Annotated in this window: 13 protein-coding genes; 6 read left to right on the top strand and 7 right to left on the bottom strand. The window is 59.3% G+C overall.

Features of this window, described 5'->3' with window-relative positions; translation table 11 throughout:
- The first annotated feature begins 6 nt into the window (after nt 1–6).
- The 3 genes from EGY08_RS06705 to araD are packed head-to-tail and all read left to right on the top strand — an operon-like array spanning nt 7 to nt 3,066.
- Complete coding sequence (locus tag EGY08_RS06705) at nt 7–1,485, top strand: FGGY-family carbohydrate kinase (protein ID WP_049115039.1); 1,479 nt, start codon at nt 7–9, stop codon at nt 1,483–1,485.
- Nucleotides 1,482–2,381 carry an L-ribulose-5-phosphate 3-epimerase gene (locus EGY08_RS06700; protein WP_004130498.1) on the top strand — a complete coding sequence of 300 codons (900 nt, stop codon included), beginning with the start codon at nt 1,482–1,484 and terminating at the stop codon, nt 2,379–2,381. Before EGY08_RS06705 ends, EGY08_RS06700 begins: the two co-directional genes overlap by 4 nt.
- Nucleotides 2,371–3,066 carry an L-ribulose-5-phosphate 4-epimerase gene (gene araD, locus EGY08_RS06695; RefSeq protein ID WP_004130499.1) on the top strand — a complete coding sequence of 232 codons (696 nt, stop codon included), beginning with the start codon at nt 2,371–2,373 and terminating at the stop codon, nt 3,064–3,066. The genes EGY08_RS06700 and araD overlap by 11 nt, the downstream gene beginning before the upstream one ends.
- A gap of 107 nt (nt 3,067–3,173) precedes the next feature.
- On the opposite strand, the gene kdpE is transcribed toward araD, so the two are convergent.
- The 6 genes from kdpE to kdpF are packed head-to-tail and all read right to left on the bottom strand — an operon-like array spanning nt 3,174 to nt 10,961.
- Nucleotides 3,174–3,851, bottom strand: a complete 678-nt coding sequence (kdpE, locus tag EGY08_RS06690) for a two-component system response regulator KdpE (protein WP_049115036.1) — start codon at nt 3,849–3,851, stop codon at nt 3,174–3,176.
- The gene (kdpD, locus tag EGY08_RS06685; RefSeq protein ID WP_123828339.1) at nt 3,848–6,535 is read right to left on the bottom strand and encodes a two-component system sensor histidine kinase KdpD; all 2,688 of its coding nucleotides are present in this window, start codon (nt 6,533–6,535) and stop codon (nt 3,848–3,850) included. Before kdpD ends, kdpE begins: the two co-directional genes overlap by 4 nt.
- Before the next feature lies 1 nt (nt 6,536).
- Entirely contained in the window at nt 6,537–7,112 is a 576-nt protein-coding gene (gene kdpC / locus EGY08_RS06680; protein ID WP_004130505.1) for a potassium-transporting ATPase subunit KdpC, read from the bottom strand.
- Between the two features lie 10 nt (nt 7,113–7,122).
- A complete protein-coding gene (kdpB, locus tag EGY08_RS06675) occupies nt 7,123–9,171 on the bottom strand; it encodes a potassium-transporting ATPase subunit KdpB (protein ID WP_087828665.1) in 2,049 nt (682 codons plus the stop codon).
- A 21-nt stretch (nt 9,172–9,192) separates the two neighbouring features.
- Nucleotides 9,193–10,872, bottom strand: coding sequence for a potassium-transporting ATPase subunit KdpA (gene kdpA, locus EGY08_RS06670; protein ID WP_049115032.1), 1,680 nt, complete (start codon nt 10,870–10,872; stop codon nt 9,193–9,195).
- Nucleotides 10,872–10,961, bottom strand: a complete 90-nt coding sequence (gene kdpF / locus EGY08_RS06665; protein ID WP_077252547.1) for a K(+)-transporting ATPase subunit F — start codon at nt 10,959–10,961, stop codon at nt 10,872–10,874. The genes kdpA and kdpF overlap by 1 nt, the downstream gene beginning before the upstream one ends.
- Before the next feature lie 305 nt (nt 10,962–11,266).
- Between kdpF and EGY08_RS06660 the strand changes: the two genes are divergently transcribed.
- Complete coding sequence (locus EGY08_RS06660) at nt 11,267–11,476, top strand: YbfA family protein (protein ID WP_177447615.1); 210 nt, start codon at nt 11,267–11,269, stop codon at nt 11,474–11,476.
- Between the two features lie 201 nt (nt 11,477–11,677).
- Nucleotides 11,678–13,120, top strand: coding sequence for a deoxyribodipyrimidine photo-lyase (gene phrB, locus EGY08_RS06655; protein ID WP_049115031.1), 1,443 nt, complete (start codon nt 11,678–11,680; stop codon nt 13,118–13,120).
- Here the strand turns inward: phrB and dtpD are convergent.
- On the bottom strand, nt 13,089–14,570 hold the full coding sequence (gene dtpD, locus EGY08_RS06650) for a dipeptide permease DtpD (RefSeq protein WP_049115030.1): 1,482 nt from the start codon (nt 14,568–14,570) through the stop codon (nt 13,089–13,091). The two genes, phrB and dtpD, sit on opposite strands and share 32 nt — an antisense overlap.
- Before the next feature lie 271 nt (nt 14,571–14,841).
- Here dtpD and ybgI point away from each other — a divergent pair, with 271 nt between their 5' ends.
- On the top strand, nt 14,842–15,585 hold the full coding sequence (gene ybgI, locus EGY08_RS06645; RefSeq protein ID WP_004130511.1) for a radiation resistance protein YbgI: 744 nt from the start codon (nt 14,842–14,844) through the stop codon (nt 15,583–15,585).
- Nucleotides 15,586–15,590 lie beyond the last annotated feature (5 nt).

The raw sequence follows: 15,590 nt of genomic DNA, 5'->3' as shown, positions 1-15,590 counted from the left end.
AGGGATATGAATTTTATCGGGGTTGATATCGGTGGTACGGTCACCAAAGCCGGTATATATAATGAGTTAGGGCAAGAGATTCACGTGGCGTCGCAATATGCGCAGGTATTATCCGAGCAGCCGGGCTTTACTGAGCGGAACATGCATGAACTATGGGACACCGTTTGTCGCGTGATAAAAAAAGCGCTGTATGAAAGCCAGGTGCCGCCGCTAAGCATCGGCGGGATCGGTTTCTCCTCGCACGGCAAAGGGCTCTACGCGATTGACAAAAAAGGCGAACCGGTGCGCAACGGGATTATCTCATCCGATACCCGGGCGCTGGCGTTTGTCAAAAAATGGTATCGCGAAGGTATAGACAAGCTGGCATACCCAAAAGGATTGCAGCAGCTGTGGACCGGACATCCGGTATCGCTACTGGCGTGGCTGAAAGCGCATGAACCGGCCAATTATGACAAGATCGATGCCGTTTTAATGGTGCACGACTACGTTCGTTTCCGCCTGACCGGCGAGGCGACGGCGGAGATCACCAATATTTCCGGCAGCAATTTTTATAACCAGTTTACCGCCCGCTATGACCGCGACATGATGGCGCTGTTTGGCATTGAGGAAGTGGCGGATAAAACCGCGCCGGTGGTGAACTCGACGGACTGCGTGGGCCACATTACCCTGCAGGCCTCGCTGGACTGCGGTTTATGCCCGGGGACGCCGGTTTTCGGCGGCTTTTTCGACGTGGTCGCCTCCGCCGTCTCCTCGGGCATTGATCGGGCGGATACTCTGAGCGCGGTGGCCGGAACCTGGAGTATCGCCACCTCGGTGACGGATAGTATTATTGCCAGCGACTTTCCCTACATCTGGGGGAAATACTGCATTCCGGGCAAATATTTCGTTCACGAGGGCAGCCCCACTTCGGCGAGCAATCTCTCCTGGTTTGTGAAGCAGTTTTTCCCTGACGATGACCGCTGCTACGACCATTTCGAAAGCTGGATCGCGCAAGATACCGACAGCAACCTCATTTTTTTACCCTATTTGTTCGGTTCCAATCTGGCGATGGATCTGCCCGGCGCGCTGGTGGGCCTCGCGGGGCATCATACGAAAAAGGATATTATTGCGGCCATCTATCGCGGGATCGTTTTTTCTCACCTGGTACATCAGGACCGCATTATTGAACTCAATCGGGATATTCAAAAAATTCGCTTTACCGGCGGGCCGAGCCAGTCGAGAGGCTGGACGCAGATGTATGCCGATGCAGCCAATCTTCCGCTGGAAGTGGTAGATATCGAACAGGCCGGCTGTCGAGCCGCCGCGCTGTGCGCGGCGGCCGGTAGCGGAGCCTATGCTAACTTCAGCGAAGCGATTGCCGCCACGCAGCCCGAGGTGGTCTGCTATCAACCCGACGGCAATCGGCATCAGCAGCTGCGCGAAGGCTACGCCCGTTACTTAGCGGTCGCGCAAAGCCTCTCCAGGGCGACGGGAGCGGCGCAATGAAACCCAGACTTGGCATCTACGAAAAAGCGCTCCCCACGGCGCTGGACTGGCCGAAACGCTTCGAAATGGCGGCCGGCCTGGCGTTTGATTTTATCGAAATCTCCGTTGACGAAAGCCCCGAGCGGCAGGCCAGGCTGCACTGGAATCGGGGGCAGCGGCTGGCGTTCGTGGCGGACAAAATCAACAGCGGCATTGATGTGCCGAGCATGTGCCTCTCCGCGCACCGCAGCCATCCCTTTGGTAGCGTCAATCGCGATACACGGCTCAAGGCGCGGGAACTGATGCTGGATGCGCTGGATTTTGCCAGCCATGTCGGGATCCGCAACATCCAGCTGGCAGGCTATGACGTCTATTACGAATCCTCTTCGGCGCAGACCCGGGAATACTTTATTGAGGGCATCAACTGGGCGGTGGCCGAAGCGGCGAAAGCGCAGGTGATGCTGTCGATGGAAATTATGGATACCGCCTTTATGAGCAATATCTCCCGCTGGCTGGATCTCGAACGTAAGGTTTGCAGTCCGTGGTTTTGTGTCTACCCGGACGTTGGCAACTTAAGCGCCTGGCAAAACGACGTTCCCGAAGAGTTGAGTAAGGGCATTCATAAAATCACCGCCATTCATTTGAAGGATACCCAGCCCGTTTCGCACGCTTCGCTGGGGCAGTTTCGCGATGTGCCATTCGGGACCGGCTGCGTCGATTTTACCGAGATATTTCGCACGCTCTCGGCGCTGAACTATCGCGGCGCCTGGCTGATTGAGATGTGGGCAAAAAATGATGGCCTGGATAGCCAGCGAATCGCCGAGGCGAAAGCGTGGCTAACGGATAAATACCAGCAGGCGTTTCGTCCGCCCCAGTATGAAGGCATTGCGAATTCAGGAGTGAAGTATGTTGGATAACCTCAAGCAGGCGGTTCTTGATGCCAATCTGGCGCTGCCGAAATTTAATCTTGTGACCTTTACCTGGGGTAACGTCAGCGGTATCGATCGCGAGGCCGGGCTGGTGGTGATCAAACCCTCCGGCGTGGAATATGCCGTGATGACGGCCGAGGATATGGTGGTGGTGGAGCTGGCGACCGGCAGGGTGGTGGAGGGGCGCTATAAGCCCTCGTCGGATACGCCGACCCATCTTGAGTTGTATAAGGCGTTTAGCGGCGTGGGCGGAATTGTGCATACCCATTCGCGTCACGCGACGATTTGGGCGCAGTCGGGCAGGCCGCTGCTGGCGATGGGCACCACCCACGCCGACTATTTTTATGGGCCGATCCCCTGTACCCGCCCGCTCAGCGATGATGAAATCCGCGGTGATTATGAAACCAATACCGGTCACGTGATTATCGAAACGCTGGGCGCGCAGCATACCGATCCGCTCAGCGTACCCGCCGCGCTGGTCCACGGCCACGGCCCATTTGCATGGGGAAAAGATCCGGCGAACGCGGTGCATAATGCGGTGGTGCTGGAGGAGATTGCCTATATGAATATGTGGACCCGTCAGCTGAGCATTGACGAACAGCCGGTCTCTACGACGCTGCTGGATAAACACTATTTGCGTAAACACGGGGCAGGGGCCTACTACGGACAATAATCGCCGGCATTCCCCGGATGGCGGCGTAAACGCTTTATCCGGGCTACCGATTTATAGACGACGACGGGCCTGTAGCCCGGTTAAGCTAAGCGCGAGCCGGGGATCCGCTAAGGCATAAACCGGTAGCCGATCCCGGTTTCGGTCAGCAGATGTTGCGGGCGCGCCGGGTCGGCCTCCAGCTTCTGTCGCAGATGTCCCATATAGATCCGCAGATAGTGGCTGTGTTCCACCGCGTTCGGCCCCCAGACCTGGTTGAGCAACTGCCGCTGGGTCAGCACCTTTCCGGGATTATTGAGCAGTACCGCCAGCAGGCGAAATTCAATTGGCGTCAGATGGATCTCTTCGTCGCCGCGAACGATGCGACGGGAGGGGATATCGACTTCGACATCGGCAAAACGCACCAGCGGCTCATCGGCCTGGGCGCCGGCATGGCGGCGCATTGCCACCCTCAGCCGCGCCTGCAGTTCACCGATACCAAAGGGTTTGCTGAGATAATCATCGGCGCCGGCGTCAAGCGCGGCGATTTTGTCCTGCTCTTCGGTGCGCGCCGAGAGGACGATAATCGGCATCTGGCTCCACTGGCGAACCTCGCGAATAAACGCGTTACCGTCACCATCGGGCAGGCCGAGATCGAGAATGGTTAAATCCGGCTTGCGGGTCGCGGCTTCGATCAGCCCGCGCTGCAGCGTTTCCGCTTCAAATACGCGCATGCCGTCGGCTTCCAGCGCGGTGCGCAGAAAGCGGCGGATAGCATGCTCATCTTCGATGATCAGAACGTTAATCACATTTCCTCGGCTAACTCTTCCAGTTCAGGGGGCGCTTCTCTCGGCAGTGTAACACGGAAACAGGCGCCGCCTTGCGGGCGCGTCGCGGCGCTAATCGTTCCGCCGTGCACCTCAACGATCGCCTGGCAAATCGCCAGACCCAGACCGACGCCGGGGATCGCCGACTCTTTATTACCGCGGGCGAATTTATCAAAGATAGCCTGTTCCTGCCCGGCAGGAATACCCGGTCCGTTATCCCAAACCTCAAGCAGCAAATTGTGCGTGTCGACATGCGCGGTAATGCCGATTTGCGCCTCTGCTCCCGCGTACTTCACCGCGTTTTCCAGCAGATTAATCAGTACCCGTTCAAACAGCGGCCCGTCGACGTGAACCAGCAGCAGCGGGTCCGGCAGCGCGAGCTGAATATGCCGGCCGCCAAGCCCCGGCTCCAGCATACGCAGCGCGCTACCGACCACCTCTTCCAGCGTTAGCCACTCTTTATGCAAATTAAAGCCGCCGGATTGGATCCGCGCCATATCGAGGAGATTATTCACCAGCCGGGTGGTGTTGAGCACGTGCTGGCGAATCTCATTGGCCTGCGGCGCGTGTTTCGACCCTTCGCTGGCGAGATCGAGCGTCAGGATTTCCGCCTGGCCGAACAGCACCGTTAACGGCGTCCGCAGATCGTGGGACAGCGCCGCCAGTAGCGAGTTACGCAGGCTTTCTCGTTCGCTGTTCAGCCGCGCCTGCTCTTCGCTGGCGGTAAGCGTCAGTCTCTCCAGCGCGCTGGCGACCAGCAGGGTGAAGGTTTCCAGCAGGCGCTGCTGTTCGGGGATCATCAGCTGGCGCAGGTTGGCGGGTTCCACAACCAGCAACCCCCAGGTGCGGGCGGCGCTTTTCAGCGGCAGGATTTGGTACGGTACGCCGGGTAGCGTATCGGTACCCGCGCCGGCGGGCTGTCCCTTATCGAAGCTCCAGCGGGCAATGGCGTCATCCCAGGTGATGGCCGCCGTTTGCTGAGTTAGCGGAGAGAGCCGGTTTGTTTCATTGGGCAGCAGCAGCTGGCTGCGCGCCTGAAACGTCGAGGCGATAAAGCGCTCGCTGGTGGCGGCCACATCCTCACGGCTGCGGCCCACCGCCAACGCTTTTGACATTTCATACAGATGCCGGGTGCGCTGTTCGCGATAGCGCGCCACCCGCGCCTGGTAGCGTACGCCGGCGGTGAGATTGCCGATAAGCAGCCCGACGGTGAGCATCACGCTAAAGGTCAACAAATACTGCACATCGGAAACCGCCAGCGTGCCGCGCGGCGCGACAAAAAACAGGTCGAAGCTGACCACGTTAATCACCGTCGCCAGCACTGACGGCCAGCGGCCGTACAGGAGGGCGATAATCACCACGCCGAGCAGATACAGCATCACCAGGTTGGCGGCTTCAAAAGCCATCAGCCACTGCATGGCGACGACGGTTATCACCGCGCACAGAGCGATGGCGACGACGCATCCCTGGAGCTGCAAACGCCATTTTTCCATTGCGGTCCGGCCATCGCTGGCGCGAGCGGGCAGGGGAGCGGCCTTTTCATCCAGCGCGATCACTACCAAATCGAGGTCCGGCGCGTGGCGGGCCAGACGATCGGCGAAGCCGCTGCGGTCCCACCAGCGCCTTTTTTGCTGGCGGCCAATCACTATCTTGCCGAGATTATGTTCGCGGGCATAGTGCAGAACGGCCTTCTCTTCAGAAGGATCGGCGAGGGTGGCGGTTTCCGCTCCCAGCTCCTGAGCCAGCCTGAGCGCGGCGAGGATCGCCCGCCGTTTCGCTTCCGGCAGGCGATGCAGAGAGGGGGTTTCTACATACACCGCATGCCAGACGCTCCCCAGCCTGGCCGCGAGGCGGGCAGCGGCGCGAACCAGCTTTTCGCTGCCAGTGTTGTGGCCGATGCAGAGCAAAATGGCGTCACGGGTGTGCCAGACTTTTTCCTGTCCCTGACGATCGCGCCAGGCGCGCATTTGCTCATCGACCCGATCGGCGGTACGGCGCAGCGCCAGCTCGCGTAGGGCGATCAGGTTGCCCTTGCGAAAGAAGTTCTCAATAGCCCGCTCGGCCTGGCCGCCGATATAGACTTTCCCTTCATTGAGCCGCTGGCGGAGATCGTCGGGAGGCAGGTCGACCAGTACCACATCGTCGGCGGCGTCGAAGAACGGATCGGGGACGGTTTCACGGACCTGCACGCCGGTAATGCCGCTGACGACGTCGTTCAGGCTCTCCAGGTGCTGGACGTTAACGGTGGTAAACACGTCGATGCCAGCTTCCAGCAGCTCTTCGACGTCCTGCCAGCGTTTAGGATGACGGGAGCCGGGCGCGTTGCTGTGCGCCAGCTCATCGACCAGGATCAGCGCCGGGCGGCGGGCCAGCGCGCCGTCAAGGTCAAACTCTTTAACGTAGCGCCCGCGATGGGAGAGGCGGCGCTGGGGCAGGGTACTGAGCCCTTCAAGCATCGCCGCTGTCTCTTTACGCCCGTGGGTTTCCGCCACGCCAATCAGAATATCCAGACCCTGGGCGCGCAGCCGCTGCGCTTCCGCCAGCATCGCCCAGGTTTTCCCCACCCCTGCGCAGGCGCCAAAAAAAACCTTTAGCTTACCGCGATGCGGGGCGGCGGTGTGTTGCAGCAGGCGGTCAGGGTCCGGACGCAGCGGCTCGTCACTCATTTCACTTATCCTTCAGGGCATCCAGCGACATATTCAGCTGCAGTATATTTACCACAGGTTGGCCGAGAAAGCTGAGCAACGGTTTTTGCGTTGCCTCGTTGACCAGCTGCGTGACCTGCTCCACGCTCAGCTGCCGGGCTTTGGCGACGCGCGGCGCCTGCCACAGGGCGGCGGACGGGGTCAGACTGTAATCCAGTCCGCTCGCCGAGGCGGTGACCAGCTCCACCGGAACCCTGGGCGTGGCGTCCGGGTTGGCGGCGCGCAGGGCCTGCACTCGTTCGCTGATGGCTTTATCCAGCGCCGGATTGCTGGCGGCGAGGTTGCTGCCGCCGGATGCCAACGGATTATCCGGCATCTCCGCCGTGGCGGAAGGGCGCCCCTGGAAATAGCCCGGCGCGGTAAAGTTCTGCCCGATAAGGCTTGAACCGCGCACTTCGCCGTCAATCCTTAGCAGCGAGCCGTTGGCCTGCTGCGGGAACCACCACTGCCCTAGCGCGGTGGTTAATAGTGGATAGACGCCGCCGGTAAGCAGCGTTAACAGAATAAACAGCACAACAGCAGGACGAATCAATGACATGGTTTTTTCCTCACATCAGCCCGGTCAGGGTCAGTAACAGGTCGATCGCTTTGATACCGATAAACGGCACCAGCAGTCCGCCCAGGCCATAGACCCACAGGTTGCGGCGCAGCATCGCCGAAGCCGTCAGCGGCTTATAGCTCACCCCCTTCAGCGCCAGCGGGATCAGGAAGATGATGATCAGCGCATTAAAAATCACCGCGCTCAGGATCGCCGAAGAAGGCGAATGCAGATGCATCACGTTAAGCATCGCGAGCGGCGGATAGACCGCGGCAAAGGCGGCCGGAATAATGGCAAAGTACTTCGCCACGTCGTTGGCGATACTGAAGGTGGTTAATGAACCGCGGGTCATCAGCATTTGTTTACCGATATGCACGACCTCGATCAGTTTGGTGGGGTTGGAGTCCAGATCCACCATATTACCCGCCTCTTTCGCCGCCTGGGTACCGGAGTTCATCGCGACCGCGACGTCGGCCTGCGCCAGCGCCGGGGCATCGTTGGTACCGTCGCCAGTCATCGCTACCAGCCGTCCTTCCGATTGATACTGGCGGATCAGCGCCAGCTTGGCCTCCGGCGTCGCTTCGGCGAGAAAGTCGTCCACGCCCGCTTCCGCGGCGATAGCGGCGGCGGTCAGGCGGTTATCGCCGGTGATCATCACCGTTTTAATCCCCATTTTACGCAGCTGGGCAAAACGCTCTTTGATGCCGCCTTTGACGATATCTTTTAGCGAAATAATCCCCAGCACCCGCTCGCCTTCGGCGACCACCAGCGGCGTGGCGCCAAGACGCGCCACCTCTTCAACCTGTTTATCGACATCGGCCGGGAAGTGGCCGCCGTTAGCCTCAATGTGGCGGCGAATGGCATCCACAGAACCTTTGCGGATCATTCGCTGGTCAATGTTAATCCCGCTCATCCGGGTCTGGGCGGTAAATGGCACGAAGGTGGCGTGCAGCGATTGCAGATCGCGCTCGCGCAGATTAAAGCGCTGTTTTGCCAGCACCACGATGCTGCGGCCTTCCGGCGTTTCATCGGCCAGCGACGACAGCTGGGCGGCATCGGCAAGGGTTTTCTCTTCCACGCCCTGCGCGGGCAGGAACGCTGAAGCCTGGCGGTTGCCGAGAGTAATGGTGCCGGTTTTATCCAGCAGTAGAACGTCGACATCGCCCGCCGCTTCAACCGCGCGTCCGCTGGTGGCAATCACGTTCGCGCCGAGCATGCGGCTCATCCCGGCGACGCCGATCGCCGACAGCAGACCGCCGATAGTGGTGGGGATCAGGCACACCAGCAGCGCCACCAGTACCGTCACGCTGACCGCGTTACCGCTCCAGGCGGAGAAGGGCCAGATGGTGGCGGTGGCTAGCAGGAACACCAGGGTCAGGGCGATAAGCAGGATCGTCAGGGCGATTTCATTCGGCGTCTTGCGGCGCTGGGCGCCTTCAACCATGGCGATCATCCGGTCAAGGAAGGTTTCGCCGGGATTGACGCTGCAGCGGATCACCAGCCAGTCGGAGAGGATACGCGTCCCGCCGGTCACCGAGGCGAAGTCGCCCCCGGACTCACGGATAACCGGCGCGGATTCGCCGGTAATGGCGCTTTCATCCACCGATGCGCCGCCTTCGATAACTTCGCCGTCGCAGGGAATAATATCTCCGGCTTCGACCAGCACCACGTCGCCTTTACGCAGATCTTCAGCGGGCACGTGGTCAATTTGCGCATCGTGCTGCGGCGCGCGCAGCTTACGGGCAAAGGCGGTCTTTTTGACCCCCTTCAGGCTGTTGGCCTGCGCTTTACTGCGGCCTTCGGCCATCGCTTCGGCGAAATTGGCGAACAGGACGGTGAACCACAGCCAGAGACTAATGGCGGCGGTAAAACCGGCGCTGCCGGCGATATGCCCGCTCGCCATGGCGATAGCGAGCAGGGTGGTCAGCAGGCTGCCGATCCAGACGATAAACATCACCGGGTTACGCCACTGTACGGCAGGACTCAGTTTTTTCACGGCGTCCAGCAGCGCCTGGCGCACCAGCGTCGGCTCCAGCAGGGCTAATGATTTGCGACTCATAACAGGTTGCTCCGCAATCGCTTAAAGTAAGGAAAAGTGTTCCGCCAGCGGGCCGAGTGCCAGCGCGGGAATAAAGGTCAGGGCGCCCACCAGCAGTACGGTGCCAATTAGCAGGCCGATAAACAGCGCGTCGTGGGTGGCGAGCGTACCGCTGCCGGCGGGCTGAATTTTCTTGGTCACCAGCGAACCGGCGATAGCCATGACCGGAATAATCACCGCGAAGCGGCCGACCAGCATGCAAAACGCCAGCAGCAGGTTCCAGAACGGCGTCGCCGCGCTCAGGCCGCCAAAGGCGCTGCCGTTGTTGTTGGCAGCGGAGGTGACGGCGTACAGCACTTCGCTAAAGCCGTGCGGTCCGGGGTTGAACATGCCCGCGCGCCCGGCCTCGGTCATCATTGCCAGCGCCGTGCCGAGCAGCACCAGCGTCGGGGTCACGAGGATCGCCAGCGCGATCATTTTCATTTCGCGGACGTCGATCTTTTTGCCGAGGTATTCCGGGGTGCGGCCAATCATCAGACCGGCGATGAAGACCGCCAGCATGACGAACAGCAGCATGCCGTACAGGCCAGAGCCCACGCCGCCGAAGACCACTTCACCTATCTGCATCAGCCACATCGGCACCATCCCGCCCAGGGCGGTAAAGGAGTCATGCATGGCGTTGACCGCGCCGCAGGACGCGGCGGTGGTGACCACGGCGAACAGGCTGCTGGCGAGAATGCCGAACCGGCTCTCTTTGCCTTCCATATTCAGGCTGCTATCGGCGCCCAGGCTCAGCAGATGCGGGTTACCGCGCGTCTCCGCCCACATCACTACCGCCACGCAGACGATGAAGATCAGCGCCATCGCCCACAGAATCGCGCGTCCCTGACGGCGGTCGCCCACCACCTCGCCGAAGGCGAAGCACAGCGCCGCCGGGATGAGAAAGATCGCCAGCATCTGGACCAGGTTGGTCAGCGCGGTAGGGTTTTCAAACGGATGCGCCGAGTTGGCGTTAAAGAAACCGCCGCCGTTGGTCCCCAGCATTTTTATCGCTTCCTGCGAGGCCACCGGCCCCATCGGCAGCATCTGGCGTACGCCTTCAAGGGAGGTAAATCCCTGATTAGGCGCAAAACTCTGCGGTACGCCCTGCTGAATAAAGAACAGCGCAATCAGCAGCGAAATGGGCAGCAGCAGCCAGAGAGTAATGCGGGTCAGATCGACCCAGGCGTTACCCAGGGTGCTGACCTTCTGCCGGGCGTAAGCGCGGGTGAGGGCAAAGATCACCGCGATGCCGGTGGCGGCGGAGAGGAAGTTTTGCACCGCCAGCCCGGCCATCTGGCTAAGGCTACTCATGGTGGCTTCACCGGCATAGGCCTGCCAGTTGGTGTTGCTGACAAAGCTCACTGCCGTATTCAGCGCCAGATCCCATGACAGACCGGGCAGATGCTGCGGGTTAAGCGGCAGCGAACCCTGGAACATCAGCAGCGCGAACAGCGCCGCCAGACCCAGCGCGTTAAACAGCAGGATAGCGAATAAGTATTGATACCAGTTCATCTCCTGCGAACGAATGCCCGCCGCCCGCCATAAACCGCGTTCGATACCGGCCAGGCCCGGTAGCGGGACATCATTGATCATCGTCGCCAGCGCCGTGCCCAGCGGACGAGCCAGGATCATCAATAGCAGAATAAAGCTCGCGATGAGCAAAAATCCTTGAGCGGCCATCAGAATGCCTCCGCGTGTGTCAGGGCATAAACCAGATAAACCAGCAACAGGAACACCAGCGCTACGCCAGCGATTACGCCTGCAGTCACAATCCACCTCCGGGTGTATTTTCGATTTACGAGGAGAATAGGCAGTCGGGCGCAAAGATTTCGCAAAAATCAGCGACGGGGGTGTAAAAAAAATATAAAAATACCAAGCCCACAATTTAACTAATGATTAGTATTAATTTAACTTTTTTGTAACTGAGTTACCGGATGAATGTAAATAAAGGCTAAATAGGTGCTTTTTAGTGGTCGGATGAGTAGTAAAATTACAGCCAAAGCGGTACTATTTTAAGCAGAGAAACATTGTAACTTTTCCGGCTTTGCTTGCCGGCCTGACAAAGGGGAGAGAAATTATGGCGTTGTACAAAACTTATCCTGCTCATATCATCTTTGCGCGTCGCGCTTTCGCCGTGACGGCTGGCGTGCTGGCGCTGCCGGTAATGCTGTTCTGGAAAGACCGCGCGCGTTTTTACAGCTGGCTGCACCGTGTGTGGGCAAAAACCAGCGAACAGCCGGTATGGATGGCGCAGGCGGAAAAGGTCTCCGCAGATTTTTATTAACCTTTGCAGATGGCCGAACGGCTAAGCCTGCTGAAGCGCAGGCGCTGCGCCTAAGAATTTTGTTATCAATCACGCCGCCGGTTTATCCGGCGGTTTTTTTTTGCCCGGAGTGGCTTACACTTATTAACCTCCCGCAGGCTAAGCCGGGGGGATAGCTGTTTAGACGTCGTATATATCCATTTTAATGATGAAAGGAATGTTATGGCCACCCATCTGGTCTGGTTTCGCGCGGATTTGCGCATGCACGATAATCTGGCGCTCGCTGCCGCCTGCCGCGACCCCCATGCAAGGGTGCTGGGGTTGTTTATCGCCACGCCAGGGCAATGGCGCCAGCACGGTATGGCGGCGCGCCAGGCGGCATTTATCGTTAGCCATCTTCACAGCCTGCAAGCGGCGCTGGCGGAAAAGGGGATCCCGCTGCACGTTGAACAGGCGGAAGATTTTGCCGCCAGCGTAAAACTGCTCGCCAGCTTCTGCGGACAGCAGCAGGTCACACATCTGTTTTACAACTATCAGTACGAAATTAACGAACGCCAGCGCGATGCCGCGGTGGAAAAAACCCTGACCGGCGTGACTTGTCAGGGTTTTGATGACAGCGTCCTGCTGCCGCCAGGCAGCGTACTGACCGGCAATCGCGAAATGTATAAGGTGTTTACGCCGTTTAAAAATGCCTTTCTTCGCCGTTTACAGGAAGCGCTGCCCGAGTGCGTCGCCGCGCCGAAAGCTCGCGCGTGTGGCCCCATCGCTGCCGTGTCTGATGTGAAAATAGACTATCCGCAGACGCCCTTCGACGGCGAGCTGTTCGCCGCGGATGAAAAAAGCGCTATCGCCCGGCTCCGCGGTTTTTGCCAGCAAAAAGCGGCCGATTATGAACAGCAGCGCGATCTTCCCGCCGTCGAAGGAACCAGCCGGCTGTCGCCATGCCTGGCGGTGGGCGCGCTCTCGCCGCGCCAGTGTCTGCACCGTTTGCTGGTTGAGCAGGCGCGGGCGCTGGATGGCGAAGCCGGGGCGGTATGGCTCAACGAGCTTATCTGGCGCGAGTTTTACCGTCATCTGATGGTTTACTACCCAAACTTGTGTAAAGGTCGCCCTTTTATCGACTGGACCGATAACGTGGCGTGGTTGGATGATAAATCCGCGTTTCAGGCCTGGCAGCGCGGACAGACCGGCTTCCCGATTGTTGACGCCGCGATGCGTCAGCTCAATGCGACCGGCTGGATGCATAACCGCCTGAGGATGATTGTCGCCAGCTTCCTGGTTAAAGATCTGCGTATCGACTGGCGGCTGGGCGAGCGCTACTTTATCGAACAGCTTATTGATGGCGATCTGGCGGCGAATAACGGCGGCTGGCAGTGGGCGGCATCCACGGGTACCGATGCCGCGCCCTATTTTCGTATTTTTAACCCGACGACCCAGGGAGAACGCTTCGATAAAGCGGGGCGGTTTATTCGTCACTGGCTGCCGGAGCTGGCCGGAGTGCCAGAGAAAGCGGTGCATCAACCGTGGCTGTGGGCGGAAAAGCAGGGCGTAAGGCTGGATTATCCGCGCCCGATTGTTGACCACAAGCAGGCGCGGCTGGAGACGCTGGCGGCCTGGGAGGCCGCCAGAGAACTTAAGACTCCATCGCCAGGCGACGAGCCCTGATCTTAACGGAGTGATACAGCCAGATCGCCAGCACCAGGCCGACGCAGGCTAGCGCGCCCCAGGTTATCTGGCTGAACACCTCAATGTAGGCGTTAATCGAGTAGTTGATGGCCCCGGCGGCGTCGAACGACCCCTGCGAGGTCTGGTCGGCAATCACCCCCGCCAGATAGTTGGCGATAGCGCCGGAGAGCAGCATATAAATGCCGGTCAGCACGCCGGTCACGCCGGGGATCTGAATGCGGGTGATTTGCGACATCGCTACCGGGTCGATAAATAGTTCGGCAAAGCCCATCACCGCCAGACCTAATACCATCAGCGGCATCGAGGAGTGGCCATAGGCGGCTGACCAGCGGGCGCTGAGGGTCAGGATGCAGAACCCGGCGCTCATCAGGCCGAGGCCCAGCGCGAATTTGCCCCAGATACGTACGGTACGGTTGCCGTTGATATTCTCTTTCACCAGCCACGCCAGCACCACTCCGCAGAGCATCACCGCAAAGGCGTTGACCGACTGGAACATCGCGGTCGGTATTTCATAACCCATAAAATGCCGATTAACGAAACGGTCGATGTACAGGCTGATGGAGCTGCCACCCTGCTGCGCAAAGGCCCAGAACAGTAGACTGAAGCAGGTGAGCACCATAATCAGCCGCAGATCTTTACGCTGCCCGGCGGTCTCCGCGCGCAGGTAGATCCGCGTCAGTACCGCCAGACCGATAACTGTCGCCACAATCAGCGCATAGACCGACCACTCCTGCCAGAACAGCACGGTGATTAGCAGCGGCGCGGCGATCAGCAGCACCAGCAGCCAGCCCCAGTTTGGTAAAACAAAGCTCCGCGCCCGCAGCGCTTCGCGATTGACGCCCCGGGTATGGCGGAAATGGCGGTTGCCGCTGAGGAAAATGACCAGCCCGGCGATCATGCCTACCGCCGCCAGCGCAAAGCCCATCGCCCAGCTGTACTCCTCCTGCACGTAGCCGCAGGCGATTGGCGCAATGATAGACCCGACGTTGCCCGCCGCGTACATCAGCGAAAAACCGCCGTCGCGGCGCGGGTCGGTGGGTTCATACAGTTCGCCGAGAAGGCAGCTGACGTTGGATTTAAACAGCCCGTAGCCGCAGACAATAATCGCCAGCGACAGGTAGAGAAAGATGGGGGCGATTTCGCTCGCGCCGAGCACCAGATGGCCGATGGCCATCAACAGCGCGCCGAGCATCACCGCCATGCGGTTGCCCAGCAGCTTATCCGCCAGGAAGCCGCCGAGAATCGGCGTAACGTAGACTAAAGAACAGTAGGCGCTGAACAGCGCATAAGCATGATTATCGTCATACTTGAGCTGATTGGTGAGATAAAGAATCAGCAGCGCGCGCATGCCGTAAAAGCTGAAGTATTCCCAGATTTGCAGCGCGACGACGTAATAAATCGCCCGCGGCTGTGAGGATTGTGTGTTCATGTAATGCTTTGTCCTGCCATAAAAAAAGAAACTCGATCTTTCTGCATGAATAACTATCAACTAGTGATATTCATGGCGTTATAGGCTTTCTGGTTATTTAATATGCTGCAATAGTGCATAAATATACACGAATGCGCGCAGGAGGGAGTAGACAAATTGCGGGATTTCGCGAAAAGTCAAAATGGACGGCGAAGCGGCAGAACTATCGACTGACCGGCCGGATACCGTTATGTTATCCCTCTGCATAGAATAATGACCTGGTGGAGCGGCAATGAAAAATAGTGAACTGGAACAACTGATTAATGAAAAGCTGAACAGCGCGGCCATCAGTGATTACGCCCCCAATGGGCTCCAGGTGGAAGGGCGCGAGACGATACAAAAAATCGTCACCGGCGTAACCGCCAGCCAGGCGCTGCTGGATGAAGCTGTGCGCCTGGAGGCCGATGCGGTGATTGTCCATCACGGCTATTTCTGGAAAGGTGAATCGCCGGTGATCCGCGGCATGAAGCGCAATCGCCTCAAAACGCTGCTGGCTAACGACATTAACCTCTACGGCTGGCACCTGCCGCTTGATGCCCACCCGGAACTGGGCAATAACGCCCAGTTGGCGTCGCTGCTCGGCATCAACGTGATGGGCGAAATCGAGCCGCTGGTGCCGTGGGGCGAACTGTCAATGGCGGTATCGGGCCTGGAGTTGGCTTCGTGGATTGAAGCGCGGCTGGGACGCAAACCGCTGTGGTGCGGCGACACCGGGCCGGACAAAGTCGTCCGCGTGGCGTGGTGCACCGGCGGCGGCCAGAGCTTTATCGACAGCGCCGCCCGCTTTGGCGTCGACGCATTTATTACCGGTGAGGTTTCAGAGCAAACCATCCACTCGGCGCGCGAGCAGGGGCTGCATTTTTACGCTGCCGGGCACCATGCTACCGAGCGCGGCGGAATTCGCGCGTTAAGCGAATGGCTAACGGAAAATACCGAACTGGACGTCACGTTTATTGATATCCCGAACCCGGCCTGATGAAC

The organism is Klebsiella sp. FDAARGOS_511 (assembly GCF_003812845.1).
Lineage (GTDB): Bacteria > Pseudomonadota > Gammaproteobacteria > Enterobacterales > Enterobacteriaceae > Klebsiella > Klebsiella grimontii.
This window is presented reverse-complemented; position numbering and strand designations above follow the sequence as displayed.

Bases quoted from the DNA above. Each gene is read 5' to 3' on its own strand.
- ybgI (WP_004130511.1), top strand. From the start codon at position 14,842: ATGAAAAATAGTGAACTGGAACAACTGATTAATGAAAAGCTGAACAGC.
- kdpB (WP_087828665.1), bottom strand. From the start codon at position 9,171: ATGAGTCGCAAATCATTAGCCCTGCTGGAGCCGACGCTGGTGCGCCAG.
- kdpA (WP_049115032.1), bottom strand. From the start codon at position 10,872: ATGGCCGCTCAAGGATTTTTGCTCATCGCGAGCTTTATTCTGCTATTG.
- kdpC (WP_004130505.1), bottom strand. From the start codon at position 7,112: ATGTCATTGATTCGTCCTGCTGTTGTGCTGTTTATTCTGTTAACGCTG.
- EGY08_RS06705 (WP_049115039.1), top strand. From the start codon at position 7: ATGAATTTTATCGGGGTTGATATCGGTGGTACGGTCACCAAAGCCGGT.
- EGY08_RS06700 (WP_004130498.1), top strand. From the start codon at position 1,482: ATGAAACCCAGACTTGGCATCTACGAAAAAGCGCTCCCCACGGCGCTG.
- kdpD (WP_123828339.1), bottom strand. From the start codon at position 6,535: ATGAGTGACGAGCCGCTGCGTCCGGACCCTGACCGCCTGCTGCAACAC.
- araD (WP_004130499.1), top strand. From the start codon at position 2,371: ATGTTGGATAACCTCAAGCAGGCGGTTCTTGATGCCAATCTGGCGCTG.
- dtpD (WP_049115030.1), bottom strand. From the start codon at position 14,570: ATGAACACACAATCCTCACAGCCGCGGGCGATTTATTACGTCGTCGCG.
- phrB (WP_049115031.1), top strand. From the start codon at position 11,678: ATGGCCACCCATCTGGTCTGGTTTCGCGCGGATTTGCGCATGCACGAT.